Source organism: Synechococcus sp. 'PEA 65AY6A-5F PE A', assembly GCF_047462575.1.
Classification (GTDB): domain Bacteria; phylum Cyanobacteriota; class Cyanobacteriia; order Thermostichales; family Thermostichaceae; genus Thermostichus.
Genome location: NZ_JAOALE010000011.1, coordinates 14,948 through 38,764, shown reverse-complemented (window position 1 = coordinate 38,764; position 23,817 = coordinate 14,948). Strand labels below are relative to the sequence as shown.

The window sequence follows — 23,817 nt, the reverse complement described above, 5'->3', positions numbered from 1 at the left end:
CTGGTTGCGGCTTGGGATGGGTGTAAGGTTGCTCCTCTCAGGCTGTGGCCATGGCCTTCGCGGCCTTTAAAATGAGGTAATCCAACATGCCGGTGTTCTCTTCGCCGCGGTAGTTAAAAGTGGAGCGCACCAGCCACAGCCCCTTCCGAGTTCGGCAACAGAGGTTGAGCAGCGTGCGAGCCAGGATTTGGTGACGTGCCTGTAGGTCTTGGGCTGCATTGAAAACCTCCCCATCCCACTCCGGCGTCAGCACACGGCTGTTGTAAAGCACACGCCAAAGAGAACGGGACCAAAGCGGATTCGTGATGTCGAACCAGAACTGATAATCCGCCTGCAAACCTCGGTTGATATAGGCCACCGGCGTCGCCACCACGAGGTAGCGGGAATAGTCGGGCTCGAAGCGGCTGTTGCTGGGGGTTTGTCCCGAGCGGATCATGGCCAAAAAGGCACGATCCTCTTCCGCAGGAAAGGCCCGGCGAAACCGTTGTGCCGCGTCGATCAGCGCTTGCAGCAGCTCTTGGTCTTGGGGCAAATCCATCCCCTGGGCTAGGTGCTCGGCGAAAAACCGCTGGAAGAAAGCGGCCAGGGAGGGCCCGCCGCGGTAGCTGCGCAGCCAATCCAGCAGCTTCTGGTAGCGCTCCAGGTTGGCAAACCCCACCCGCTCCGGCTGTCGCACGGCGGTCTTGGGCCGCAGGGAACGCCCTACCGGGTCAAGGGTATCTTCGGCCAGCAAAGCCGCCCGGATGGGATCCAGATCCAACACCCTGCCCAGGAGCAGTCGCCAGGCCGGCAAGGTGGGAAAAGCTCCCCACTCGGGATGGGCCACTTCCGCCGCCGTCAGCAAAGCCCGCACCAGTGGGTAGCGGATCAACGCCGGGAAAGGGGCGATCGGCAAGACCTCCGGCAACTGCTCCTGCAAGCTCAAGCTCACCCCCGCATCCATGCGAGGCAGCAGGACGGCGATGCGAGAGGCCGGGATCCCGGCCCGCAAAAGCTGCCGGATCTGGGCAACCATCGCCTCCACCGCCGCGAATTGGGTCTCGCCCTCCAGCACCTGCACCCTTGGCAGCCTCTCTGCCAGAGGCTCCGTCAGGGGATGGTCAAACCGCGGATCCAGCACCCGCGCAATCTGCAGTCCCAGGCGGATCATGCCGGCTGAGCCGCGGTAGCTCCCCTCCAGAAGCTGAACCTGGGTGTTTTCCCTCAGAAAGCGAGCCACGGCCTCTGGGATCCCCGTCAAAGAGACCCCGCCGCCGATGGTATAGCTGAAAAACTGGCTTTGCAGATGGGCTTGCCCTTGCCGGTAAAACTCCAGCGCCACCCCGCAACTGTCCTCCGCCTGATCCACGATCAAGTGATCCCACTCCTGCCAAAACTCCGCCAGCGGCAGGATGTGCTCGCCAAACAGCCGGATTTGCAGGCCGAAGTCCAGGGATCCCAGCCGCAACCCCACCTCCCACAGCCGCTCCACACAACAGCCCATCGCCTGCAAGGCCTCTGCCCGCCCCGGATCCCCCTCCGCCGGCCAGGCCGCCGCCAGCCGGGATCCCACCGCTTCCGCCGCCAAACCCGAAGCCCCCGCAATATAGGCAGCGCTGCTGATCTGATCCCAAATCTGGAACTCCTCCAGCCCAAGATCGGCAAAGACCTCCCCATGCCGCGGACACAAAGCACAGGCTCGCCCACAGAGAAATTGGGCCAGATCCTTGGCCAAGGGAATTGGCTCAAACGAGCGCGGCAACTGGGGAACCCGCTCGCACACCTGCGGCCAGTGATCGGCCAGAGAGCGCCCCACCCGCTGCAAAAACGTCTCGATCCGCCACGGGCCCACCCAGCTCGAGCTGAGCTGCTGTAAGCGCCGCAACACCCCCTCTGCCTGCCGCTGGCTGCGCACCAAAAACAAGATCCGGCCCGGATCGGTTCCCGCCCGCAACAAATCCAGGTAGCGATCTACACAAGCCTGGGTCAGCCCGCTGCCCGCCCACCCCATCACACTCCTAAAAGGAGGTGGCTCTTGCCGTCGATAGCTCTTTTCGCCCACCAGAGCGGCTTTCACAGTCGCTGCCCCCCGACCGAGCCATTTTCTCGGCAAAATCTGGACAAACAGGTCTTCACCTCATTATGATGTACTACTGTTGCCAATTAAGTCCGCCCGCTCTGACGACGGCTCTCGGCAACCTAGCGTACTGCTAAACCAGATACTGCCTCTTTGCAGGTAAGTCTGAGCAGTCTTTGAAAGCAGTTTGGCGTGTGATTTGAGGGTGAATTAAGCAAAGGGAGCAGCGCTGCTGGCGCTGTTTGGCCTGCGGGGATCCAAAGATTCCTTTTCGTTGCTTTTTCGCCTGAGCGGGCAGCCTCAGCTAGTCCTGAGCTTCCTGCTGCCGCGCCGTTGCTGCCTGGATCCGGCTCATTGAGCCAGTTGCAAGCTGACAGAAGCGAGTCGCAGAGGCTCGAGAGGAGGTTCTCGTGGCGCTTGGCATCCTTGGAAGAAAAGTCGGCATGACCCAGATCTTCTCTCCGGAAGGGTTGGCCATTCCGGTCACGGTCGTGCAGGCGGGGCCTTGCACGGTAACCCAGATCAAGACCCAAGCCACAGACGGCTACAACGCCGTGCAGTTGGGCTACTGGCCCACCGCCGAAAAGCACCTCACGCGAGCCCAGCGGGGCCACCTGAGCAAAGCGGGGGTGACGGAGCTGCTGCGCCACCTGCGCGAGTTCCGGGTCGACCAGCCAGAAGCTTACCAGTTGGGGCAAAAGATCACCGTCGAGATCTTCTCTCCGGGCCAGTTGCTGGATGTAGCCGGCACTTCCATCGGGCGGGGGTTTGCCGGCTACCAGAAGCGGCACCACTTTGGTCGCGGCCCCATGTCTCACGGCTCCAAGAACCACCGCCGACCGGGTTCTGTTGGCGCCGGCACAACCCCTGGCCGCGTGTTTCCGGGGCTACGCATGGCGGGCCGGATGGGAAGCTGCCGCGTCACCATTCGCAAACTGCAGTTGGTGCAGGTGGATCCGGAGCGGAACTTGCTGATCATCAAGGGCTCTGTGCCCGGCGTGGAAGGGGGGCTGCTGGAGATTACCCCTGCCAAGCAGGTGGGCAACAAACGCTAGGAAAGGGATCCCTGGCAAAGGCTGACCAGCATCTGCAAAGACGAGGAAACCATGGCAAGTTGTGTGGTGAAAAATTGGCAAGGGGAAACGGTGGGCAGCGCGGAGCTAAGCCTCAAAGTTGCCCGTCCCGAAACGGCCTCCCACATCCTCTATCTAGCTCTTCGCCGGCAGATGACCAACGCCCGCCAAGGCAACGCCCACACCAAGACCCGGGCTGAGGTGCGCGGTGGCGGCCGCAAGCCCTGGAGGCAAAAAGGCACCGGCCGGGCCCGCGCCGGCTCCATTCGCTCCCCCCTTTGGCGCAAGGGTGGAGTGATCTTCGGCCCCCGCAAGCGGGAGTACAACCTGGCCATGAACCGCAAAGAGCGGCAACTGGCTCTGCGCACTGCCCTGCAAAGCCGGGTGGAAGACCTGATCGTGGTGGAAGATTTCCAGGATCAGCTCAACCCGCCCAAGACTCGCGCCGTGGCCCAAGCTCTGCTGCGCTGGGGGGTGATGGAGGATCAGTCGGCACTGCTTATCGTCGCCGAGCGCTCGGAAGCCGTCGAGCGAGCCGTACGCAACATCGCCCGCGTCAAGCTGATCGGCCTGGATCAGCTCAATGTCTTTGATCTGCTCAACGTCGATTGGGTGCTGATTACCACCTCTGCCCTGGAGAAGCTCAAGGCCCGCTGGGGATCCGGCGCGGCAGCAGCAGCTCCAACCCAAGCCGATCGCCTTGAAGATCAGGCTCAGGCGGCAGAGCGAGAAGCTCGGCCAGTCGAACAAGCAGAAGGTCAAAGCCAGGAGCAGGAAGAGCAAGCAGAAGCTCAAGCCCAGCCAGAGGCTCCCCCGGCGCAGGCTGATCAGGCTAATCAAGTAGCTCTAGCAAACCCACAAGTTCAGGAAACCCAGGAAGAAGAGCTGGCCCAAGCACAAGAGCGAGAAGTTCAGGGACAAGCGGAACTAGCCCAAGAAGCAGAGCCCCTTGCCCAGCCGCCAGCTGGCGAGGAGGCCGAAACAGCCGCAGCAGAGGAGGAAGACAATGACTGAGAGCAAGCGGATCCTGGCCGATGTCCTGTTGCGTCCCGTCATCACCGAAAAGGCAACTGCCCTGATGGAACAGCGCAAATACGTCTTTGAAGTGATGCCCACTGCCACCAAGCCGCTCATCCGAGCTGCCGTCGAGGAGATGTTTGGGGTGCGGGTCACCGCCGTCAACACCCTTAAACTGCCCCGCAAGCAGCGGCGGGTAGGCCGTTCTGTCGGCTATCGCAGCCGTCCCAAGCGAGCCATCGTGACCTTGGCCGAAGGCGACTCCATCACCCTCTTCCCCGACACCTAACCAAACCCCTCTTCCCGCTTCGAGTTTTATTGCCACCCGTCCTTCACCCCCCCTCGAGCCATGGGCATTCGTACCTTCCGACCCTATACCCCCAGCACCCGCCACATGACGGTCTCCAACTTCGAGGAGCTGTCGCGGGACGAAAACGGCAAGCGGCCCAGACCGGAGAAGTCGCTGCTGCAATTCATCCACCGCAAAAAAGGGCGCAACAACCGCGGCGTCATCACCTGCCGCCACCGAGGCGGCGGCCACAAGCGGCTCTACCGCATCATCGACTTCCGCCGCGACAAGCGCGGGATCCCGGCCACCGTCAAGACCATCGAGTACGATCCCAACCGCAGCGCCCGCATCTGCTTGGTGGAATACGAAGATGGCGAGAAGCGATACATCCTCGCTCCCCGCAACCTCGAGGTGGGAGCCACCATTATGGCGGGGCCCGATGCCCCCTTTGAGCTTGGCAACGCCATGCCCCTGGAGCGGATCCCGCTGGGGACGGTGGTTCACAACGTGGAGCTGTATCCCGGCCGCGGTGGGCAAATTGTTCGCGCCGCCGGGGCCGGCGCCCAAGTAGTAGCCAAAGAGGGCAAGTATGTCTCCCTCAAGCTGCCCTCCGGCGAAGTCCGCATGATCCGAGGCGAGTGCTACGCCACCATCGGCCAAGTGGGAAATGTTGACCACAGCAACCTCAGCCTCGGCAAAGCGGGGCGTAGCCGCTGGCTAGGTCGCCGTCCCCACGTGCGCGGCTCGGTGATGAACCCTGTCGATCACCCCCATGGCGGTGGGGAAGGAAAAGCCCCCATCGGCCGCAGCACCCCTGTCACCCCCTGGGGCAAGCCCACCCTGGGATACAAAACCCGCAAACGCAACAAACCCAGCAACAAGTTCATCGTGCGCGGTCGCCGTCGTGGCGGCCGCCGGGACAAGAGCGGGAGGGCCGCTCAATAAGAGTCCGGCCATCTGCTGCGCCCCTGAATTTTCTTTTTCTTTCGACCCTTACCAGCTTGCCAGACTGTTGAGGTTGCTATGGGACGTTCACTCAAAAAAGGCCCTTTTGTCGATGCCAAGCTGCTTCTCAAAATCGAGAAGATGAACGAGCGCAATGAGAAGCACATGATCAAAACCTGGTCGCGAGCCAGCACCATCCTGCCCGTCATGATCGGCCACACCATCGCCGTGCACAACGGCAAGCAGCACGTGCCCATCTACATCACCGATCAGATGGTGGGCCACAAGCTGGGGGAGTTCGTCCCCACCCGTACCTTTCGCGGCCACGCGGGCAGTGACAAAAAAGCTGCCCGCCGTTAAGTCCAGCAACGAACAGAAGAGGCAATAAGCTAGGAGAGCGCCATGGCCGATCCATCCCCTGAAATCAAAGCGGTAGCTCGCTACATCCGCATGTCCCCCTATAAGGTGCGGCGCGTGCTGAACCAGATCCGGGGGCGCACCTATGCCGATGCCCTGATCCTGTTGGAGTTCATGCCCTACGCCGCCTGTGAGCCGGTTCGCAAGGTGCTGCGCTCGGCGGTGGCCAATGCCGAACACAACAACGGCTTGGATCCTCGGGACCTGGTCATCAGCAAGGCCTACGCTGACCAGGGGCCGACGCTGAAGCGATTTCGCCCCCGCGCCCAAGGTCGTGCCTACCCAATCCGCAAGCGCACCTGCCACATTACCATCGCCGTCCGGCCCATAGAACCTGAAGCGGCGACGGCCTCCTAGACGCCTGTACCCCCAGACTTTACCCCTCAACTGACACCACCATGGGACAGAAGATTCACCCCACCGGTTTCCGCCTCGGCGTTATTAAGGAACATCGCAGCCGCTGGTTTGCCGAGCCAGCTCGCTACCCAGCCCTGCTGCGAGAGGACGATCTCATCCGCGCCTACCTGACCAAGCAGTTGAGCAGCGCCGGCCTGGCCGACATTCAAATTGAACGCAAAGCGGATCAGATCGACCTCGAGATCCGAGCCGCTCGCCCTGGAGTGGTGGTTGGTCGTGGGGGATCCGGCCTCGACGCCCTGCGCCAGGGCCTGCAGAAAGAGCTGAGCTCACACGGTAGCCCCGAGCGAACCATTCGCATCAATGTAGTAGAGGTCACCCGTGCCGATGCCGAGGCGGTTTTGCTGGCAGAAAACATCGCCCAGCAGTTGGAGCGGCGGATCGCCTTTCGCCGCATCGTGCGCCAGGTCATCCAGCGGGCCCAGCGGGCGGGGGTGCAAGGGATCAAAATTCAAATTGCCGGGCGGCTGAACGGAGCCGAGATCGCCCGCACCGAATGGACCCGGGAAGGGCGGATCCCTTTGCACACCCTGCGGGCAGATATCGACTATGCCGACCACATCGCTCAGACCACCTTTGGTGTCATTGGGGTCAAGGTCTGGGTTTTCAAAGGAGAAGTTCTCCCCGGGCAGGAACGGCCCGAACAAAAAGTTCCCCTGCAACAGCCCAAGCGGCGGCAGCAGCGGCGGCGGCCCACTTTTGAAGACCGCTCAGCAGTGGAGGCCTGAGGGCCAGCACCCGAAAATCCAGGGATCCCCATCGCAGTTGATTTAAGGAACGGCCATGTTAAGCCCCAAACGAACCAAATACCGCAAGCAACAGCGCGGGCGCATGAAAGGCAAAGCGACTCGCGGCAACCGCATCAACTTTGGGGAATACGGCCTTGTGGCTCTAGAACCCGCCTGGATCACCGCGCGGCAGATCGAGGCCAGCCGTCGGGCCATGGCCCGCTACGTCCGGCGGGGAGGCCAAATCTGGATCCGCATCTTTCCCGACAAGCCCGTTACCCAACGGCCTGCCGAAACCCGCATGGGATCCGGCAAAGGCAACCCCGAATACTGGGTTTGCGTCGTCAAGCCGGGCCGTATCCTCTTCGAGATGGGAGGAGTTCCTGAAGCCACGGCCCGAGAGGCGATGCGCCTTGCCGCCCAAAAGCTGCCGATCAAAGTCAAGTTTGTAACCAAGGCTAACTTTGAGGAGCCGGAACCTGTTCAGAAAGCAGCTCCAGAAACAACAGAAGTAGCAGCCAGCGCTATTTGAGGGAGGAGAGTTGAGCCATGCCCATGCCTAAAATTGCCGACGCTCGCGCCCTATCCGACGAAGAATTGAGCCAGGAGATCTACGCCGTCAAGAAAGAGCTGTTCGAGCTGCGTTTGCAGCAGGCCACGCGGCAGTTGAACCAGCCCCATCTCATTCGCCTGCGCAAACACAAGCTGGCCCAACTGCTGACCGTTGAGTCAGAGCGCAAGCGCGGCAAGTCCTTGTCCTCAACTCAGACCCAGAAGGAGGAGTAATGCCTGCTCGCGAAAAGATCGGCGTTGTCGTCAGCAACAAGATGCAAAAGACAGTGGTCGTTGCTGTGGAAAACCGGGTTGCCCACCCCAAATACGGCAAAATCGTCGTCAAAACCAAAAAGTTTAAGGCCCACGACGAAGAGAACCGCTGTCAAGAAGGGGATCTGGTGCGCATTACGGAAACCCGTCCCCTCAGCCGCACCAAGCGTTGGCGAGTGGCCGAAATCATACGGGAGGTCAAGAAACTATGATTCAGCAGCAGACCATGTTAACGGTAGCTGACAACACCGGCGCCCGCAAGCTGATGTGCATCCGCGTCCTGGGCAGCAGTGGCCGTCGCTACGCCAGCCTGGGAGATGTGATCGTTGGCGTCGTCAAAGACGCCCTGCCCAATATGCCGGTCAAAAAATCCGACGTCGTCAAGGCTGTGGTCATCCGCACCGTCGATACGGTACGCCGCCCCGACGGCATGTGCATCCGCTTCGACGACAACGCTGCCGTGATCATCAACGACGACGGCAACCCCCGCGGAACCCGCGTTTTCGGCCCTGTAGCCCGCGAGCTGCGGGAGAAAAACTTCACCAAGATCATCTCCCTTGCCCCGGAGGTTCTGTAATGGTTCGTCCCCTCAAGCCCAGCCAAATTCGACGGCTGATTCGGCAGACCGGCGTTCGCAAGCACCGCAACAGCCTACGCTACAAAATGCGCATCAAGAAGGGAGATACCGTCCAGGTGATCTCCGGCGACGACAAAGGCAAAATCGGCGAGGTGCTGCAGGTTTTTCCCGAACGCAACATGGTCTTGGTGGAAGGGGTAAACATAGTAACCTACCACCGCAAGCCGCAACGGGAAGGCGAAAGTGGTCGCATCGAGACCAAAGAAGCCCCGATCCACGCCTGCAAGGTGATGCTCTATTCCAAGAAGCAGGAAGTGGCCAGCCGTATTGGCTATCAAATCACCGCCGATGGCCGCAAAGTCCGTGTCCTCAAGAAAACCGGCGAGATCCTCGACTAGCCGTCCCTTTTTCGATAAAGCTCTGACCCAGCCCAGAGCCCCCAGGAGAACCGACCATGCCCCAGCGTCTGCAAATCCTCTACAACACCGTCATCGTTCCCAAGCTGCAAAAAGAGTTGGGCTACACCAACATCCATCAGGTGCCGCGTCTGGAAAAGATCGTGATCAATCGCGGCCTGGGAGATGCCTCCCAAAACGCCAAGGCCCTGGAATCCTCCATCGCCGAGATCAGCGCCATCACGGGCCAGCGTCCGGTGATTACCCGCGCCAAAAAGGCGATTGCCAGTTTCAAAATCCGCAAGGGCATGCCGGTTGGCCTGATGGTGACCCTGCGGCGGGAGCGCATGTACGCGTTTTTGGATCGGCTGATCAACATTGCCCTCCCTCGTATCCGCGACTTCCGTGGCGTCAGCCCCAAATCTTTTGATGGGCGGGGCAACTACACCCTTGGTATTCGCGAGCAACTGATCTTCCCCGAAATCAACTACGACTCTGTAGACCAGATCAGAGGTATGGACATCTCCATTGTGACCACCGCCGAAACCGACGAAGAGGGCCGTGCCCTGCTCAAAGAGTTTGGCATGCCCTTTGCCTCTTAAGGTTTGCCCATCTGCAATTGTCTCGACTTGATCGATCTTCCGAGGAGCACCGACCCACCCATGGCCCACACCAACGACACGATCGCCGACATGCTCACCCGCATTCGCAATGCCACCATGGCTCGGCATGAATCGGTGGCGGTCCCGGCCACACGCATGACCCGCAGCATCGCTCGCGTTCTTCATGAGGAAGGTTTTGTGAGCGACTGGAAGGAAGAGGGAGAAGGGAGCCACGCTCAGCTTGTGTTGCGGTTGAAGTACAAGGGCAAAGGTCGTAAGCCGATCATCAATGGCCTGAAGCGGGTGAGCCGGCCCGGGCTGCGAGTTTACTGCAACCACAAAGAACTGCCTCGGGTGTTGGGAGGAATTGGGATTGCCATCATCTCCACCTCCAACGGCATCATGACCGACCGGGATGCTCGCAAGCAGGGCATCGGCGGCGAAGTGCTCTGCTACGTCTATTGAGTTGTTCTCTTGCCAGGAGTTGGCCCATGTCTCGCATTGGCAAACGCCCCATCGCCCTTCCTGCCAAGGTAGAGGTTCAGATCGAGGGGCAGCAGATCTCGGTAAAAGGCCCGAAGGGAGAACTGTCTCGCAGTTTGCCCCCCTTGATTGCGGTGCATCAAGAAGCCCAGACGCTCAAGGTCAGCCGGGTCAACGAGTCTCGCCCGGCCCGCCAACTGCACGGCCTCTGCCGCACCTTGGTTGCCAACATGGTGGACGGCGTATCTAGGGGATTTGAGCGCAGGCTGGAATTGGTGGGTGTGGGCTACCGGGCTTCCACCCAGGGCAACAAGTTAATCTTGAACGTTGGCTACAGCCACCCAGTGGAGATCCCTTTCCCGCCAGGGATCCAAATAGCGGTTGAGGGCAACAACGTCATCGTCGTCTCAGGTATCGACAAAGAGCTGGTGGGCAACACGGCGGCGCGGATTCGGGCCGTCCGTCCGCCAGAGCCCTACAAGGGCAAAGGGATTCGCTATGTAGGGGAACAGGTTCGTCGCAAAGCAGGTAAATCCGGGAAGGCCAAGAAGTAGCTATGAAAATCACTCGCAAAGCTGCCACCCAACGTCGCCATCGCCGCATTCGCCGCAAGGTCTTCGGGACGCCCGAGCGGCCCCGTTTGGCCGTGTTTCGCTCCCATCGCCACATCTACGCCCAGGTGATCGACGATGTAGCCCAGCACACTTTAGTCTCTGCCTCCACGCTGGACAGGGAGCTGCGGGAAGCCTTCAAAGACATTGGCACGGCCACCCGAGAGGCTGCCGCCGTGGTGGGTCGCTCCGTCGCCCAACGGGCCTTACAGGCAGGCATTTGTCAAGTGGTGTTCGACCGCGGCGGCAAGCTCTACCACGGGCGTGTCCAGGCCCTGGCGGAAGCCGCCCGCGAAGCAGGCTTACAGTTCTAGGCCCTGAGGAGATGGCATATGGCTGAGCAAAGAGAACGTCGCAGAAGCAAAAAGAGCCGCGAAGAGCAGACTAGCGAGTGGCAGGAGCGGGTCATCCAGATCCGGCGCGTCACCAAAGTAGTTAAGGGCGGCAAAAAGCTGAGCTTCCGGGCCGTGGTGGTGGTGGGCAACGAGCGCGGCCAGGTGGGGGTTGGCGTGGGCAAAGCCAACGACGTCATCGGGGCTGTGCGCAAAGGAGTTGTGGATGGCAAAAAGCACCTAATCGAAGTGCCCCTCACCAAGGGTCTGTCTGTACCCCATCCCATGCGGGGATCAGGCGGTGGGGCCACTGTCCTGGTGATGCCGGCAGCTCCCGGGACAGGGGTCATCGCCGGGGGAGCGGTGCGCACGGTTCTGGAGCTGGCGGGCGTGCGCAACAGTCTGGCTAAGCAACTGGGATCCAGCAACCCCCTCAACAACGCCCGTGCCACCATTGACGCGCTGCGGCGGATGCGCACCTTTGAGCAGGTAGCTGAAGATAGAGGGATCGACGTGCGCCGCCTGTTTGGTAAGTAACAGCAAGTTAGCCGGAGGTCAGTATGCGACTAGAAGACATTCGCCCCCAACCAGGTTCGACGCGGCGGCGACGACGCCTGGGCCGTGGCATCGCTGCTGGACAGGGAGCCTCCTGTGGCAAGGGAATGCGGGGACAGAAGGCGCGCAAAGGAGGCGGTCCCCGGCCCGGCTTTGAGGGAGGCCAGACCCCCCTCTATCGGCGGCTGCCCAAGCTCAAGCACTTCCCCCGCTACGTGCGGCGCCCCCAGTACACCCTGATCAACCTGCGCGCTTTGGCCAAGTTGCCCGCTGGCAGCGAGGTCAGCTTGGAAAGCTTGATGGATTTGGGGATCGTGACCACCAACGATGGCCCGCTGAAGATCTTGGGAGACGGGGAAGTGGGCGTGCCCCTGACGATCAGAGCGGCTGCCATCACCCCCTCAGCCCGAGCCAAGGTCGAGGCAGCCGGGGGTCGGGTGGAGCTCGTGGGATCCCAGACTGCTTCCGCTGGATCCTAAAATTGGGCTGCAGTTTGCAGCTTCTCTATTTTGCCGACTTTCCCACCGGCAGCGTAGAGTGGTAAATAGCTCACCTTGCCTTTCCCTTCCGCGAGGTTTTCTAGATTTATGGCTGACCCACGAGGCTCCGCTCCCTCCGCCCAAGAGACCTTCATGCAGATGGCCATGGCTTCTGGCCTGCGCAGACGTCTGTTTCTTACCCTAGGCCTGTTGCTGTTGGTGCGGCTGGGCATTTACATTCCCATCCCCAGTATTGACCGAGCTCGCTTTGCCGCCGAAGCCGCCAACAGCCCTGTGTTTGGCTTTCTGGATGTCTTCTCGGGCGGCGGTATCTCCGCTTTGGGGATCTTCGCCCTCGGCATCCTGCCTTTCATCAACGCCTCCATCATCATGCAACTGCTGGTCTCGGCCATTCCGGCCCTGGAGAACCTGCAGAAAAACGAGGGGGAGCAGGGGCGGCGACAGATTTCCCAGTACACCCGCTACGTTACCCTGATTTGGGCCATCATCCAGGGCATCGGCATCTCCTTCTGGGTGCGGGAGTTCGCCAACACCAGCAACGAGTTGGCCTTTGTGGCCTCCACCACCCTGGCCCTGACGGCAGGTTCCATGTTTGTCATGTGGTTGGGGGAGATGATCACGGAGAAGGGGGTGGGCAGTGGGCCGTCGCTGTTGATCTTCGTCAACATTGTCGCCACGCTGCCCCGCGCTCTGGGCCAGACCATCAGCCTAGCCCGTGCTGATAGCAGCACCATCGGCGGCATCTTGGTGTTGATGGCCGTCTTCCTAGCCACCATTGTCGGCATTGTCTTCGTCCAGGAGGGCAGCCGCAAAATCCCTATTGTCTACGCCAAGCGCCAGGTGGGCAACAAGCTATTCCGTGAGCAGAAGAGCTACCTGCCCCTGCGGCTAAACCAGGGGGGCGTGATGCCGATCATCTTCGCCTACTCGGTGATGTCCCTGCCCTTTGCCTTGGCCCAGTACACCCAGAACCTGACTTTGGTGCAGGTGGCCAACCTTTTGGCCCCTACCTCTTGGTTTTACATTCCCTTCTACTTCGTGCTGATCCTCCTCTTCAGCTATTTCTACGCCTCTTTGATCATTAACCCGGTGGATCTGGCGCAGAACCTGAAGAAGATGGGGGCCAGCATTCCGGGAGTCCGCCCGGGCAAGGCCACTGCTGAGTACATCGAAGGGATCCTCAACCGGCTGACCCTGCTGGGGGCCTTGTTCTTGTGTGCGGTGGCCATCATCCCGACGACGGTGGAGCGGGCGACCGGCATCACCACTTTTCAGGGCTTGGGGGCAACTTCGCTGCTGATCCTGGTGGGGGTGGCGATCGAGACCTCCAAACAGATCCAGACCTACGTCATTTCGCAGCGTTACGAAGGGATGGTCAAGCAATAGTGCCGAGGTTAATCTTTTTGGGGCCGCCGGGAGCGGGCAAGGGCACCCAGGCAGAGCGGCTGGCAGCGATCTACCACACGCCCAAAATTTCTACAGGCGACCTGCTGCGGGCAGAGGTGAAAGCCCAAACGCCGCTGGGGTGCCAGGCTAAGGTGTACATGGATGCGGGAGAGCTGGTGCCTGACGAGGTGTTAATTGGGATGGTGAAGGGCCAGTTGCAACACTCGCCAGCGCAGGGCTGGATCCTGGACGGCTTCCCCCGCACCCTGGCGCAGGCGGAGGCTTTAGAAGAGCTGTTGCGGGAGTTGGGGCAAGACTACGACCACGTTCTCAACCTGGAAGTGCCGGACGACGTGGTGGTGGCACGGCTGTTGGCCCGCGGCAAGGAGCAGGGGCGCAGCGACGATGCCGATGAGGCGGTGATCCTCAAACGCTTGCAGGTGTATCGGGAGCAGACGGCTCCGCTGATCGACTTTTACGAGGCCAGGGGTCGTCTGCGACGGATCGATGGCAACCAGCCGATGGAATCGGTACAAGAACATCTGCGGGCTCTCTTGGAAGGCTTCAGGAGGACAGCGTGATCAAGACGGGGGCGGGAAATCTCTCCCCGCGGCGGGGCATGCAGCTCATTGAGATCAAGTCCCGCCGGGAGGTGGAGAAGATGCGGCGGGCCGGGCGGGTGGTGGCCCAGGTGCTGCAGGAAATTGCCGAGTGTCTGGAGCCAGGCTGGACAACGGCAGACATCGATGCCTATGCCGAGCGGCGGGTAGCGGAGTTGAATGCCCTGCCCAGCTTCAAGGGCTACTACGGCTTTCCCGCCTGTGTCTGTGTCAGCGTCAACCATGAGGTGGTACACGGGATCCCCAGCCCCCGCAAAGTGGTGCAGCCGGGGGACATCGTCAAGGTGGATTTTGGCGCCATGGTCGAAGGCTGGCATGCCGACTCTTGCATCACCATTGGCCTGGAGCCCCTCGGCGATGCCGCCCGCGACCTGATCGACACAGCGGCCAAAGCGCTGCAGACGGGCATTGACCACGTGCGCCACGGCGTCTGGCTGCAGGATGTCTCAGGCGCCATCGAGGACTACATCCAGGGGCGGGGCTACTCCGTGGTGAAGCAGTACGTCGGCCACGGCGTGGGGCGCAACTTGCACGAGGAGCCGCAGTTTCCCCACTACCGCACCCGCGACCTTCCCAATCCCAAGCTGCGCTCCGGCATGACGGTGGCAATCGAGCCGATGGTGAATGCAGGGGGAGAGGCCACGCGGGTGCTCTCGGATGGCTGGACGGTGGTGACGGTGGACGGCTCTTGGTCGGCCCAGTTTGAGCACACGGTCTTGATCACGGACTCTGGGGCTGAGATTTTGACGGATCGCACCCCTTTTCAGTCCTAGGGATCCCTTGCTGAAGGGCGGCAACGGCTAGGATAGAAGAGGTGGAGTATTGTTTCGGCTCTTAACTCGCTCTTAACAGGGCGGGTTTCCTATCGATATTTCTGTTGTGTTGTTTTTTAAGGAGGGTTCCTTGTCTAAAGAAGACGCCATTGAAGTGGAAGGGGTGGTTACCGAGTCCTTGCCCAACGCCATGTTCCGGGTGGACCTGGACAACGGCTTTAACGTCCTTGCCCACATCTCCGGCAAGATCCGCCGCAACTACATCAAGATCTTGCCCGGCGACCGGGTCAAGGTAGAGCTCAGCCCCTATGACCTGAACAAAGGGCGCATCACTTACCGCCTCAAGAAAAAGTAGCCGTCTGGCCTTAGCTGGGGCCGCTGAGCATGAAGGAGCTGAGCCAAGTTCTCAAAACCGGCCTCTGGGTTGCGGCCGGCGGGGTAAGTGCCCTGGCCGTGCTCAACGCCTGGATCGCTTCTCGAACCCAGCCTCTGCCCAGCCTCTTGCCGGGGGAGGAGAGGCACTATTTTTGGCGCGGCCACCGTCTGTTTTACAAGGTTGCGGGATCCGGCCAGCCCTTGTTGCTGCTGCACGGCATCGGGGCCGGCTCTTCCAGCTACGAGTTTCGCGCCGTGATGGCGGAGTTGGGCCAGCACTATCAGGTTTACGCTTTGGATTTGTTGGGTTGGGGCAACTCGGAGCGCCCCGATCTGGAGTACACCGGCCACCTATATGTCCGGATGATCGGGGATTTTGTCGGCCAGGTGATCGGGCGCCCCTGCCACGCCATTGCCAATTCTCTCTCGGCAGGGTTTGTGCTGCGCTCGGCCCGGCTGCAGCCTCAGCACTGGCAGAAGCTGCTGCTCATCGCCCCTCTAGGAGACAACAGCCTTGTCCCCGAGGCGCTAGGGATCCCTTTGGCTGAGGCGGTGTATGGTCTTCTCAGCTTGCCGGTTTTGGGGCTGGCCTTTTACAACGTCATCACCACCCCCTGGAGTGTACGTCTATTTACGGAGCAGAGCCTGTTCTCCCCTGGGTACGCTCTGGATGAGGCGGTGGTGGACTACTACTATCAGGCGGCCCACCAGGCGGGGGCCCAATTTGCCCCCCGTTCTTTTTTGACCGGCAAGCTTAACTTGCCCATTCAGGAGGACTTTCGCGTGGTGGACAAGCCGATGGCTCTGGTCTGGGGAGAAAACAACCGCCTTACTGGATCAGAACAGGCGGAGCGGTATCGTGCCTTGCGCCCAGAGGTGCCGATCTATCGACTGCCAGGGGCTGCTTTTCCCCACATCGAAGCGCCGCAAGCTTTTTTATCGGTGGCTTTGCGCTTTTTGGCCGAGGCCGATCCTGCCCTGCCAACCTAGGGGATCCCCGAGCAGGGAAAACTCACGCCTTTGCCGACTTTTTGCGGCGACTGTCCGGTCAGTCTGGTTTTTTCCAATCCAGGAAGAGTTCTCAGGCTCAGGCGCTCCGGCTGACATGGGGTCACCCCTAGGCCGTCACTTTGGGAGAGAGGAGCGAAGCCGGGCTCAGAGCTCAGGTTGGCTCCCCGGTATTCTCCTCCCAGGGGTCCCTATCCAAAGGGGAGCTGGGAGCGGCCGGGGCAGAGTCAGGAGCTGGCTCGGAAGGGGGGGCTTCTGCTTTGACGTACTCTTGCTCCCATTCTGGCTGCTCGGCAGCAGGAGCAGGCTCGGGCCGACGAGGAGGCGCCGCCTCGGCCTGGGGTTCAGGCTCTGCTTCGGGATATTCCTCTTCTTCGCCCTCGTATTCTTCGTCGTATACTTCCTCGTAGTTTTCCTCGACGGCAGGTTCATCAACGGCCCTGGGCAGGGCGGGGGCGGAGCCAGTGTCGACCAGCCAGGAGGGCTTGCCCAGGCCGAGGGTTTCCAAGATCCCTTTGGTCAGTTGGGCTAGGCGGGTTTCGGCGCCATCGGCCACGATGAGGCGATCGCCGCCGATGGAGACGATTTCATCAGCAGAGAGGAGGTAGGTGCTGAGGATAAAGCCGGGCAAAAAGGTCAGGCCGAGGTTGGAGAGGATCAAACCGGTGATTAGGCCGGAGACGGAGTTGAATTCGAAATCTTTGACTTTTCCAAGGCGGATCCCTTCTTCGGTAATCACCTCGCTGCCGACTACCCGGCTGAGACCCTCCAACTCCAAGTCCTCGAAGACTTCATCGCTGGGGACGAGGATGGCGTCTTGTCCTAGGGCCGTGACCTGCCGCAGCTCCAGAAAACGCGGCGATCCGGCAAAGGCCTTTTCCAGCACTCCTAGCACCAGGACTTGCCTAGCTTCCAGATCTGCCCAAACTTCGCTAACTACTCCAAGCCGGGCGGCATTGGCTTGGCTGATCACCTGCGTTCCCAGAACCTGTGACCGCCGACGAACCTCTGATCGCACCAGCGCAACAGATTCTTTCCCAGTCGTCATGGTGGTTTCCCCGTCGTGAGTCGAAGTGTCCGCGTCAGTGGGCTGGTCATCCGGCCCCAGGCATCAAAATCAAATAGTACCATTGCCTGTCTTCTCCCTAGCGGGCTGCCGGGATCGGATCCTGGACAATTTGCTCGCTCCAGGCCAGAAACCGCTCTGTCATGGCCTGCAGGGAATAGTGCTCTTCTGCGTGCTGTCGGCAGCGGCTTCTAGCGATCTGATCCAGGCGTTCCACCGCTGTTGCCAGAGCTGCCACGTCGTCTGGCTCCACCACCCAGCCGGTCTCGCCATCGCGGACAATTTCCGCCGGCCCGCCGCGGCGGTAGGTGATCACCGGCACACCGCAGGCCAAGGCTTCCACCGCCACCAGGCCGAAGGCTTCCACCCACTTAGGGGTCATGATCAAGGCCGAGCAGTGGCCCAAGAGCCGCTGCATCTGAGAGGTGGGCAAAAACCCCCGGTAATCCAATTGAGCCCGCGGGTACTGTTCTCGAATCTGCTGCCAGTAGGCCGGGTCTTGCAGGTGGCCCAGGATCAGCACCGGCCTCCCCGTCTTCTCGGCCAGGGCGGCGCAGTCTTCCAGGCCCTTTTCGGGGGCAATGCGGCCAACCCAGCACAGGGATCCGTTCCCCTCTGGCACAAACTCGTAGCGGCTGAGGTCGACGCCGCAGGGCAAATAGACAAAGGGATCCCGACCAGCCGCCATCTGGGCCCGGGCAAAGGCAAAGGTCTGGGCTTGGGCTCGCGAGTGTACCGCCAGCCGGCCAGGATAGGTGAGCGCGATGCGCTCCAAGGCCTGGTCAACGGCATCGCTAAGGGAGCCCATGCTGACGATATGGGCCACCGGCGTGCGGAAAAAACCTGTCAGGTAGAACGAGAGCCAGTCGTAGCTCCAGTTCACGATGAGCTCAAACTCATCCTGCAGTTGGGCAGCCCGCCGCCAGAGGTTGGCCAACAGAGAAGGGATGGAAAGGCAAACCGGCTCGTCGCGGCGCTGGCTCTGGGCATAGGGCGGGGGGAGGCCGGCCACCGCCTCGATCACCCCTTCCGGCAAGTCGACACTGCAGGAGCCCTCAGGGGCCAGCACGCGCACTTGGGCTCCCCTCTCAAGCAGGCTCCGCGCCAAGTTGACAAGGTTGAGCTCCACCCCGCCGCCAGCTCCCGATCCCAGGGGCCCAACGGGGGTGGAGACAAACAAGAAGCGGTAGGTACGAGGCATGGGCGCCCTAGCAGGCTCGACCCCTTGCTGGCTAGTCTGGTTGACCCTGGGGGGACAAGGTCAGGTTCTGGCCACGAAGATTTCCCCTTTCTCCACCTTAACTTTGTAGGCGGTCAGGTCGGCATTGGCCGGGCCACGGGTACGGCTGCCATCGGCGGCAAAAACTGAGCCATGGCAGGGGCAGACGAAGTTCTCCCCCCGCCAGTCCACGTCGCAGCCGGCATGGGGACAGGCTGCATCCAGAGCCAGCAGCGAGTCTTCCTTTTGGGGATCCCCGACTAGCCAAAGGGTGGCGGTGTTTTTCCCAAAGGCGTCTTCTACCTTGAAGGGGCCTTCTTTAAGATCTTCTAGCGTTGCCACTTTAACGAACTCCGGCTCAGCCGCTTTGGGGCCCGAAGCAGCACCCTGGGCAATGGCACGGTTAAAACGGCGCTGAGCCAAGGCAGGCAACAGGCCCACCAGCGAGCCAAAACCAAGCGCCAGCCAACGAAGAAAACCGCGACGATTGTTGTACATGGCCATGTGTCCTGAGATGGATGCAAGGTGTCGGTTAGGAACCAATCCAAGCGTGGCCTCCCAAACGGGACGCTAGCCCGGCGGCTCCTCTTAATATTTTGTTACACTAGGACAGCTTCAGCCAGCGCGAAACCGCACTTTTATGGGATTCTGGCGAAGGTCGGTCGGGCCTGTCCCTAGATTATGGGGAAGAACCGCCCACCCCTTCTAAGCATCGCCAGTCGGTTTCTTGGTCTGAGAGTGGGGAGGGTGTCAACGGGCTTGCTGTGGAGGGGGGATAGGTCGGAAATATCTTGGAGCAATCGCAGTCCCACTCACGAGATCTCGCGAAGGTAGCGGCGGCGCTCCTCGTATTCGGCGCGGGTAATCAAGCCCTGCTTCAACTGGATCTCCAACTGCTGCTCGGGATCCCGGACTTCCCGACTTTTCGCACTGGTCCAGTCCAGCTCGATGAGATCTCGATTGAAGCGAAAATCGAAGTCCTCATTGGTCATGGTGAGAAACCACAGCCCTTCCAGCAAACAAAGGGCGCGTACCCCGTAGCCGAGGAGCTGCAACGGGATGGAAGGAACGAACACCATCAGCCCCAGCACCAAGTAGCCCCAGCCCCAGCGCCTGTGGCCCATGTAAAAACGCTGCAGCCCTGGGATCAGCACCCCCAGCACCGCCAGCCAACCGGCCACCTCGCGCACCAGGCGCTGACGTTTCTGAAGGGGGGTATCAGAGCTTTTGCTCTCCGCCATCGTCTGCCCCACCTACACGTGCCACTAGGCTAGCTCAAGTGGCACGCGGCTCTGTCAAGCTACAGTTTGAGCAGGATCCTGCCGCATATACTTTATGGGGGCAGAGTCTGGGGGGAACATGGCAGAACGAGATCTGGCGGTGGCGATCCTGGCGGCGGGCAAGGGCACCCGCATGCGGTCGCAGTTGCCCAAGGTGCTGCACAAGCTGGGATCCCTGTCTTTGATCGAGCGGCTGCTGCGCACGGTGCTGACGTTGAAACCCCAGCGCTGTCTGGTGATTGTGGGGTACGGGCAGGAGCAAGTGCGCCGAGCCCTGCAGGAGTACCCGGTCGAATTTGTGGAGCAGGCGCAGCAATTGGGCACTGGACATGCGGTGCAGCAGCTTCTGCCCGTTCTGGAGGATTTTCAGGGGGATCTGCTGGTGGTCAACGGGGATGTGCCTCTGTTGCGGGCGGAAACCCTGCAGGCGCTGCTGGAGCGCCACCGCCAAGTTCAACCGGATGTGACCTTGCTCTCGGCCCAGGTGGCGGATCCCTACGGCTATGGGCGGGTGTTTTGCGATGCCCAGCAGCGGATCCTGGAGTTGGTGGAAGAGCGAGACTGCACCCCGGCCCAACGGCAAAATCGCCGCATCAACAGCGGGGTGTACTGTTTCCACTGGCCGGCCCTAGCAAGGGTGCTGCCCCGTCTGGGCCGGAACAACGCCCAGCAGGAGTACTATCTCACCGACGCAGTTAAACTGCTGGAGAAAGCCATCGCCCTGGACGCTGAGGATCCGCGGGAAATCGTCGGCATTAACGACCGCCGCCAACTGGCCCAAGCCTACCAGATTCTGCAGGATCGCCTCAAGGAAGCCTGGATGGAAGCCGGGGTCACCTTTGTGGATCCCGACAGCGTCAGCCTGGAAGAGACGGTGGAATTGGCCCCCGATGTGGTGATCGAACCCCAAACCCACCTGCGGGGCGTCTGTCGCATTGGGCCGCGCACTCGTCTAGGGCCGGGCAGTTGGATCGAGTCCAGCACCATCGGCTCCGATTGCCACATCCTCTACTCGGTGGTCAGCCACAGCCAGATCGGGGATCGCGTCTGGGTAGGCCCCTACGCCCACGTGCGCCCTCACAGCCAGATCGGCGACGGCTGCCGCATCGGCAACTTTGTGGAAATCAAAAACGCCCAGATCGGATCCCATACCAACGCCGCCCACCTGGCCTACCTGGGCGACGCCAAGCTGGGATCCCAGGTCAACATTGGCGCCGGCACGATCATCGCCAACTACGACGGCCAGCAGAAGCACTTGACCGAAATTGGGGATCGCAGCAAGACAGGCGCCAACTCGGTGCTGGTGGCCCCCCTCAAGGTGGGATCCGATGTCACCATTGCCGCCGGCTCCACCATTCCCGCCCGCTATCCCGTGCCGGACGACTGCCTGGTGATCGCCCGCGCCTACCCGGTGGTCAAGCCGGGCTGGCGACCGGGGAGCGCTGCTGCTGGCCGCCCCCAGCCTCTACCCACGGGATCCCTGCGCGTCTACCCCTTGCGCCTGCTGCCCGGCCAAGACCTAAAGCAGGAATTGGAGCGCTTTGCCCGCCAGCAACCCCTGCAGGCGGGGTTTGTCCTCAGCGCCGTCGGCAGCCTCAGCCAAGCCACCCTGCGCCTGGCCGATCAAACCGAGGATTACCTATTGTCGGAACGCCTGGAGATCCTGGCTTTGAGCGGATCCCTGTGCCCGGACGGAGTCCATCTTCACCTCGCCGTTGCCGATGCCCAGGGCCGAACTTGGGGAGGGCACCTGCGCCCCGGCTGCCTCATCTACACCACCGCCGAGATCGTCCTCGCCGACAGCCTGGAGTACCGCTTCTCCCGCCAGCCGGATCCGGCCACCGGCTACTTGGAGCTGCACATTGAAAAGGTGGCAGAAGCAACCCCGCCCTCTCCCCAGAGGGCAGATGGGACAGGGGTGGGGATCCCTTCTTGCCCGCCGTGAGCCGCAAGCGGCTGTAGATGGACGGTATAATGGCCAACATTTAGCATTGAGTCATTAGCACCTCGTTTGGCAATCAAGGGTTGCTGAAATAAACTCGGCAATTGGGGGTACCCGGCCATGCCCCGAGTGACCACTGCAGAGGAGCTGCTGGCAGAATATGCCGCCGGCGAGCGCAACTTTCAAGAATCCAACCTGGTGGGCGTGGATCTGGTGCGCGCCACCCTGCAGGGGGCGAATCTGAGAGGGGCCAACCTTTCCTTTGGCAAGCTGAGTGGAATTAACTTGCAGGAGGCCGATCTGCGGGGGGCCGATCTCAGCTCCGCCAACCTGATGGGGGCCAACCTGCGCGGGGCCAACCTTTGGGAAGCCAACTTGATCGGCGCCGATCTCAGCTTTGCCGATTTGCGGGAAGCCAACTTGCACGGGGCCTACCTTTGGGAAGCCAAGCTAACCCGCGCCCAACTGCAGGGATCCGACCTGAGCGGGGCAAAAATAGGCGGAGCAGTGCTGACGGGCGCTGACCTGAGCGGCGCCATCCTGCCCGATGGCACAGTGCAGCCCTGGGCTGCTCCGTCGGCCAGCAAGGCAGAATAGAACTGTTGCGACGGGATCCCTCATGCTGCTGCTGTTCAACCTGGCCTTGACACTGCTGCTGGCTTTGGGAGTGGCAGTCCTGGCCGGACAAAACCCCACCCCCCTGACCGTCCATTTTTTAATTTGGCGCTCGGTGGAGCTGCCCTTGGGATTGCTCATCGCCGTGGCCATCGGCCTGGGCCTGTTGACGGCGGGGCTGGGCTCTTTGCTTTGGCCGGGGCGCAGCTTCTCCCTGACTGCCCGTCAGCTCCAGGAACGGCTGCAGCAACTGGAAAGGCAAGATCAGCCGCTGCCTTAGCCGCCCTGGCTCTTGCCGATCGAGTCTGGGATCCCTTCAGATTTTTGTGGGCTGTCCTGCCGCCGGAGTGACCCACGCACTCAAGACAGGGCGTAAGCTGAGAGAGGATCCCTTTGCTGTTAGCGGTGCACAGCCCGAGTGACAACCATGCCTCATTCCCAACCCTCTTCCCCGGCTAGCTCCCCCCAGGATCCGCGCGCCCTGCGCAAGGCCCTGCGCAGCTCCAGCAACTACTTTGCCAAAGGGTTTGAAGAGCACAAGGATCAGGCCCAACGGGAGCTGCAAACCACCTACAAAAGCCCCCTGGTGGAGCAGATCCGCGCCCAGTCCTACTGCTATCGGCAGGGGGATATCACCATCCATCTGGCCAAGGCCTTTGGCTTCTGCTGGGGGGTGGAACGGGCGGTGGAATATGCCTACGAAGCGCGGCGCCGCTTTCCGGATCGCCAGATCTGGATCACCAACGAGATCATCCACAACCCCCTGGTCAACCGCCACCTGCAGGAGATGGGGATCCGCTTTGTGGAGAAAGGCCCGGACGGCAAGAAAGACTTTTCCCAGATCCGGCCTGAGGACGTGGTGATCTGGCCTGCCTTCGGGGCAAGTGTCTCAGAAATGGAGTTTTTCCGGTCGCAGGGCAACGAGATCGTCGATACCACCTGCCCCTGGGTATCCCGTGTCTGGAACCAGGTGGACAAGCACCGCGCCGCTCAATTCACCTCTGTGATCCACGGCAAGTACAACCACGAAGAAACCGTGGCCACCAGCTCCTTTGCCCAAAAATATCTGGTGGTGCTGAACCTGGAAGAGGCGGAATGGGTCGCCCGCTACATTTTGCACGGCGGAGATGCGGCAGAATTTCGGCGCCGCTTCGGCAAGGCCACATCTCCCGGCTTCGATCCGGATCGGGATCTGGAGCGGATCGGCATCGCCAACCAGACCACGATGCTGGAAGGGGAAACGCGCGCCATTGCCAAGCTGTTTGAGACCACCATGCTGCGCAAATATGGCCCCCAGGAGCTGGACAAGCACTTCATGAGCTTTAACACCATCTGCAACGCCACCCAAGAACGGCAGGACGCCATGTTCGAGCTGCTGGAGCGGCCCTTGGACGTGGTGGTGGTAATCGGCGGGTTTAACTCCTCCAACACCACCCACCTGCAGGAAATTGCCCTGGCCAAGGGGCTGCCCTCCTATCACATCGATGGCCCCGACTGCATCCAGCCCCCCAACCGCATCCGCCACAAGCCCCTCCACCAAGACCCAATTGTTACCGAGGGGTGGCTGCCCGACGGGCCAGTGCAGATTGGTATTACCTCCGGTGCCTCTACCCCCGACCGCGTCGTGGAGGAGGTGATCCTACGCATCTTTGCCCTGCGCGAACAGCCGCAGACCCCTCCGCAGGGATCCCTTCCCCTCGGCTTCTAGAAG

31 protein-coding genes and 2 pseudogenes are annotated in these 23,817 nt (G+C 61.3%); 28 read left to right on the top strand and 5 right to left on the bottom strand.

The genetic code is table 11. From position 1 onward, the window contains the following. Positions 1-37 precede the first annotated feature (37 nt). Positions 38-2,056: a hypothetical protein gene (locus tag GG26_RS05520; RefSeq protein WP_143596958.1), complete on the bottom strand. Its 2,019-nt coding sequence runs from the start codon at positions 2,054-2,056 to the stop codon at positions 38-40. Positions 2,057-2,466: 410 nt separating this feature from the next. On the opposite strand from GG26_RS05520, the gene rplC reads away from it, so the two are divergent. The 23 genes and pseudogenes from rplC to GG26_RS05405 all read left to right on the top strand — a co-directional run bounded on the left by rplC (position 2,467) and on the right by GG26_RS05405 (position 15,966). Next, positions 2,467-3,111 (top strand): 50S ribosomal protein L3, encoded by a 645-nt coding sequence (rplC, locus tag GG26_RS05515; RefSeq protein ID WP_414389275.1) that lies wholly within the window; start codon positions 2,467-2,469, stop codon positions 3,109-3,111. A 51-nt stretch (positions 3,112-3,162) separates the two neighbouring features. After that, positions 3,163-3,792, top strand: a pseudogene (rplD, locus tag GG26_RS05510) (50S ribosomal protein L4); the annotation flags it as partial. A 343-nt stretch (positions 3,793-4,135) separates the two neighbouring features. Further along, positions 4,136-4,435, top strand: coding sequence for a 50S ribosomal protein L23 (locus tag GG26_RS05505; RefSeq protein ID WP_011430045.1), 300 nt, complete (start codon positions 4,136-4,138; stop codon positions 4,433-4,435). 60 nt (positions 4,436-4,495) lie between these two features. Next, on the top strand, positions 4,496-5,380 hold the full coding sequence (gene rplB, locus GG26_RS05500; RefSeq protein ID WP_011430044.1) for a 50S ribosomal protein L2: 885 nt from the start codon (positions 4,496-4,498) through the stop codon (positions 5,378-5,380). Positions 5,381-5,458: 78 nt separating this feature from the next. Further along, positions 5,459-5,740 carry a 30S ribosomal protein S19 gene (gene rpsS / locus GG26_RS05495; RefSeq protein WP_011430043.1) on the top strand — a complete coding sequence of 94 codons (282 nt, stop codon included), beginning with the start codon at positions 5,459-5,461 and terminating at the stop codon, positions 5,738-5,740. 42 nt (positions 5,741-5,782) lie between these two features. Further along, a complete protein-coding gene (gene rplV / locus GG26_RS05490) occupies positions 5,783-6,154 on the top strand; it encodes a 50S ribosomal protein L22 (protein ID WP_011430042.1) in 372 nt (123 codons plus the stop codon). A gap of 41 nt (positions 6,155-6,195) precedes the next feature. Beyond that, positions 6,196-6,942, top strand: coding sequence for a 30S ribosomal protein S3 (gene rpsC, locus GG26_RS05485; protein WP_414389271.1), 747 nt, complete (start codon positions 6,196-6,198; stop codon positions 6,940-6,942). A gap of 55 nt (positions 6,943-6,997) precedes the next feature. Further along, complete coding sequence (gene rplP / locus GG26_RS05480; protein ID WP_011430040.1) at positions 6,998-7,474, top strand: 50S ribosomal protein L16; 477 nt, start codon at positions 6,998-7,000, stop codon at positions 7,472-7,474. Positions 7,475-7,491: 17 nt separating this feature from the next. After that, positions 7,492-7,728: a 50S ribosomal protein L29 gene (gene rpmC, locus GG26_RS05475; protein ID WP_011430039.1), complete on the top strand. Its 237-nt coding sequence runs from the start codon at positions 7,492-7,494 to the stop codon at positions 7,726-7,728. Next, complete coding sequence (rpsQ, locus tag GG26_RS05470) at positions 7,728-7,979, top strand: 30S ribosomal protein S17 (RefSeq protein WP_011430038.1); 252 nt, start codon at positions 7,728-7,730, stop codon at positions 7,977-7,979. Before rpmC ends, rpsQ begins: the two co-directional genes overlap by 1 nt. Next, on the top strand, positions 7,976-8,344 hold the full coding sequence (gene rplN, locus GG26_RS05465) for a 50S ribosomal protein L14 (protein ID WP_011430037.1): 369 nt from the start codon (positions 7,976-7,978) through the stop codon (positions 8,342-8,344). The genes rpsQ and rplN overlap by 4 nt, the downstream gene beginning before the upstream one ends. Beyond that, positions 8,344-8,742 carry a 50S ribosomal protein L24 gene (gene rplX / locus GG26_RS05460; protein ID WP_011430036.1) on the top strand — a complete coding sequence of 133 codons (399 nt, stop codon included), beginning with the start codon at positions 8,344-8,346 and terminating at the stop codon, positions 8,740-8,742. The genes rplN and rplX overlap by 1 nt, the downstream gene beginning before the upstream one ends. Before the next feature lie 56 nt (positions 8,743-8,798). Further along, a complete protein-coding gene (gene rplE, locus GG26_RS05455) occupies positions 8,799-9,341 on the top strand; it encodes a 50S ribosomal protein L5 (protein ID WP_011430035.1) in 543 nt (180 codons plus the stop codon). A 60-nt stretch (positions 9,342-9,401) separates the two neighbouring features. Next, on the top strand, positions 9,402-9,806 hold the full coding sequence (gene rpsH, locus GG26_RS05450; RefSeq protein ID WP_414389265.1) for a 30S ribosomal protein S8: 405 nt from the start codon (positions 9,402-9,404) through the stop codon (positions 9,804-9,806). Positions 9,807-9,832: 26 nt separating this feature from the next. Next, on the top strand, positions 9,833-10,378 hold the full coding sequence (rplF, locus tag GG26_RS05445) for a 50S ribosomal protein L6 (protein ID WP_011430033.1): 546 nt from the start codon (positions 9,833-9,835) through the stop codon (positions 10,376-10,378). Positions 10,379-10,380: 2 nt separating this feature from the next. Then, positions 10,381-10,749, top strand: coding sequence for a 50S ribosomal protein L18 (rplR, locus tag GG26_RS05440; protein ID WP_011430032.1), 369 nt, complete (start codon positions 10,381-10,383; stop codon positions 10,747-10,749). A gap of 18 nt (positions 10,750-10,767) precedes the next feature. Next, a complete protein-coding gene (gene rpsE / locus GG26_RS05435) occupies positions 10,768-11,304 on the top strand; it encodes a 30S ribosomal protein S5 (RefSeq protein WP_011430031.1) in 537 nt (178 codons plus the stop codon). Positions 11,305-11,327: 23 nt separating this feature from the next. Continuing rightward, on the top strand, positions 11,328-11,801 hold the full coding sequence (rplO, locus tag GG26_RS05430; protein WP_011430030.1) for a 50S ribosomal protein L15: 474 nt from the start codon (positions 11,328-11,330) through the stop codon (positions 11,799-11,801). A gap of 108 nt (positions 11,802-11,909) precedes the next feature. Beyond that, positions 11,910-13,208 carry a preprotein translocase subunit SecY gene (gene secY, locus GG26_RS05425; protein ID WP_099812200.1) on the top strand — a complete coding sequence of 433 codons (1,299 nt, stop codon included), beginning with the start codon at positions 11,910-11,912 and terminating at the stop codon, positions 13,206-13,208. After that, entirely contained in the window at positions 13,208-13,789 is a 582-nt protein-coding gene (locus tag GG26_RS05420; protein ID WP_011430028.1) for an adenylate kinase, read from the top strand. The genes secY and GG26_RS05420 overlap by 1 nt, the downstream gene beginning before the upstream one ends. Before the next feature lie 38 nt (positions 13,790-13,827). Next, complete coding sequence (gene map, locus GG26_RS05415; RefSeq protein WP_011430027.1) at positions 13,828-14,601, top strand: type I methionyl aminopeptidase; 774 nt, start codon at positions 13,828-13,830, stop codon at positions 14,599-14,601. 130 nt (positions 14,602-14,731) lie between these two features. After that, positions 14,732-14,956: a translation initiation factor IF-1 gene (gene infA, locus GG26_RS05410; RefSeq protein WP_011430026.1), complete on the top strand. Its 225-nt coding sequence runs from the start codon at positions 14,732-14,734 to the stop codon at positions 14,954-14,956. Between the two features lie 29 nt (positions 14,957-14,985). After that, positions 14,986-15,966 (top strand): alpha/beta fold hydrolase, encoded by a 981-nt coding sequence (locus tag GG26_RS05405; protein WP_011430025.1) that lies wholly within the window; start codon positions 14,986-14,988, stop codon positions 15,964-15,966. A 172-nt stretch (positions 15,967-16,138) separates the two neighbouring features. On the opposite strand, the gene GG26_RS05400 is transcribed toward GG26_RS05405, so the two are convergent. The 4 genes from GG26_RS05400 to GG26_RS05385 all read right to left on the bottom strand — a co-directional run bounded on the left by GG26_RS05400 (position 16,139) and on the right by GG26_RS05385 (position 19,510). After that, a complete protein-coding gene (locus GG26_RS05400) occupies positions 16,139-17,032 on the bottom strand; it encodes a PRC-barrel domain-containing protein (protein WP_011430024.1) in 894 nt (297 codons plus the stop codon). 97 nt (positions 17,033-17,129) lie between these two features. Beyond that, entirely contained in the window at positions 17,130-18,251 is a 1,122-nt protein-coding gene (locus GG26_RS05395) for a glycosyltransferase family 4 protein (RefSeq protein WP_414389259.1), read from the bottom strand. A 60-nt stretch (positions 18,252-18,311) separates the two neighbouring features. Next, positions 18,312-18,773 (bottom strand): ubiquinol-cytochrome c reductase iron-sulfur subunit, encoded by a 462-nt coding sequence (locus GG26_RS05390; protein ID WP_228375465.1) that lies wholly within the window; start codon positions 18,771-18,773, stop codon positions 18,312-18,314. A gap of 308 nt (positions 18,774-19,081) precedes the next feature. Then, positions 19,082-19,510, bottom strand: a complete 429-nt coding sequence (locus GG26_RS05385; protein ID WP_099812202.1) for a hypothetical protein — start codon at positions 19,508-19,510, stop codon at positions 19,082-19,084. Positions 19,511-19,628: 118 nt separating this feature from the next. On the opposite strand from GG26_RS05385, the pseudogene glmU reads away from it, so the two are divergent. The 5 genes and pseudogenes from glmU to GG26_RS05360 all read left to right on the top strand — a co-directional run. Next, positions 19,629-20,978, top strand: a pseudogene (gene glmU / locus GG26_RS05380) (bifunctional UDP-N-acetylglucosamine diphosphorylase/glucosamine-1-phosphate N-acetyltransferase GlmU); the annotation flags it as partial. Then, positions 20,961-21,494 (top strand): PPC domain-containing DNA-binding protein, encoded by a 534-nt coding sequence (locus tag GG26_RS05375; RefSeq protein ID WP_346426061.1) that lies wholly within the window; start codon positions 20,961-20,963, stop codon positions 21,492-21,494. The pseudogene glmU and the gene GG26_RS05375, both read left to right, overlap by 18 nt. A gap of 117 nt (positions 21,495-21,611) precedes the next feature. Continuing rightward, positions 21,612-22,088, top strand: a complete 477-nt coding sequence (locus GG26_RS05370) for a pentapeptide repeat-containing protein (protein ID WP_011430019.1) — start codon at positions 21,612-21,614, stop codon at positions 22,086-22,088. Positions 22,089-22,110: 22 nt separating this feature from the next. Continuing rightward, the gene (locus GG26_RS05365) at positions 22,111-22,386 is read left to right on the top strand and encodes a lipopolysaccharide assembly protein LapA domain-containing protein (RefSeq protein ID WP_011430018.1); all 276 of its coding nucleotides are present in this window, start codon (positions 22,111-22,113) and stop codon (positions 22,384-22,386) included. A 147-nt stretch (positions 22,387-22,533) separates the two neighbouring features. Beyond that, positions 22,534-23,814, top strand: coding sequence for a 4-hydroxy-3-methylbut-2-enyl diphosphate reductase (locus GG26_RS05360; RefSeq protein WP_011430017.1), 1,281 nt, complete (start codon positions 22,534-22,536; stop codon positions 23,812-23,814). Positions 23,815-23,817: the final 3 nt, after the last annotated feature.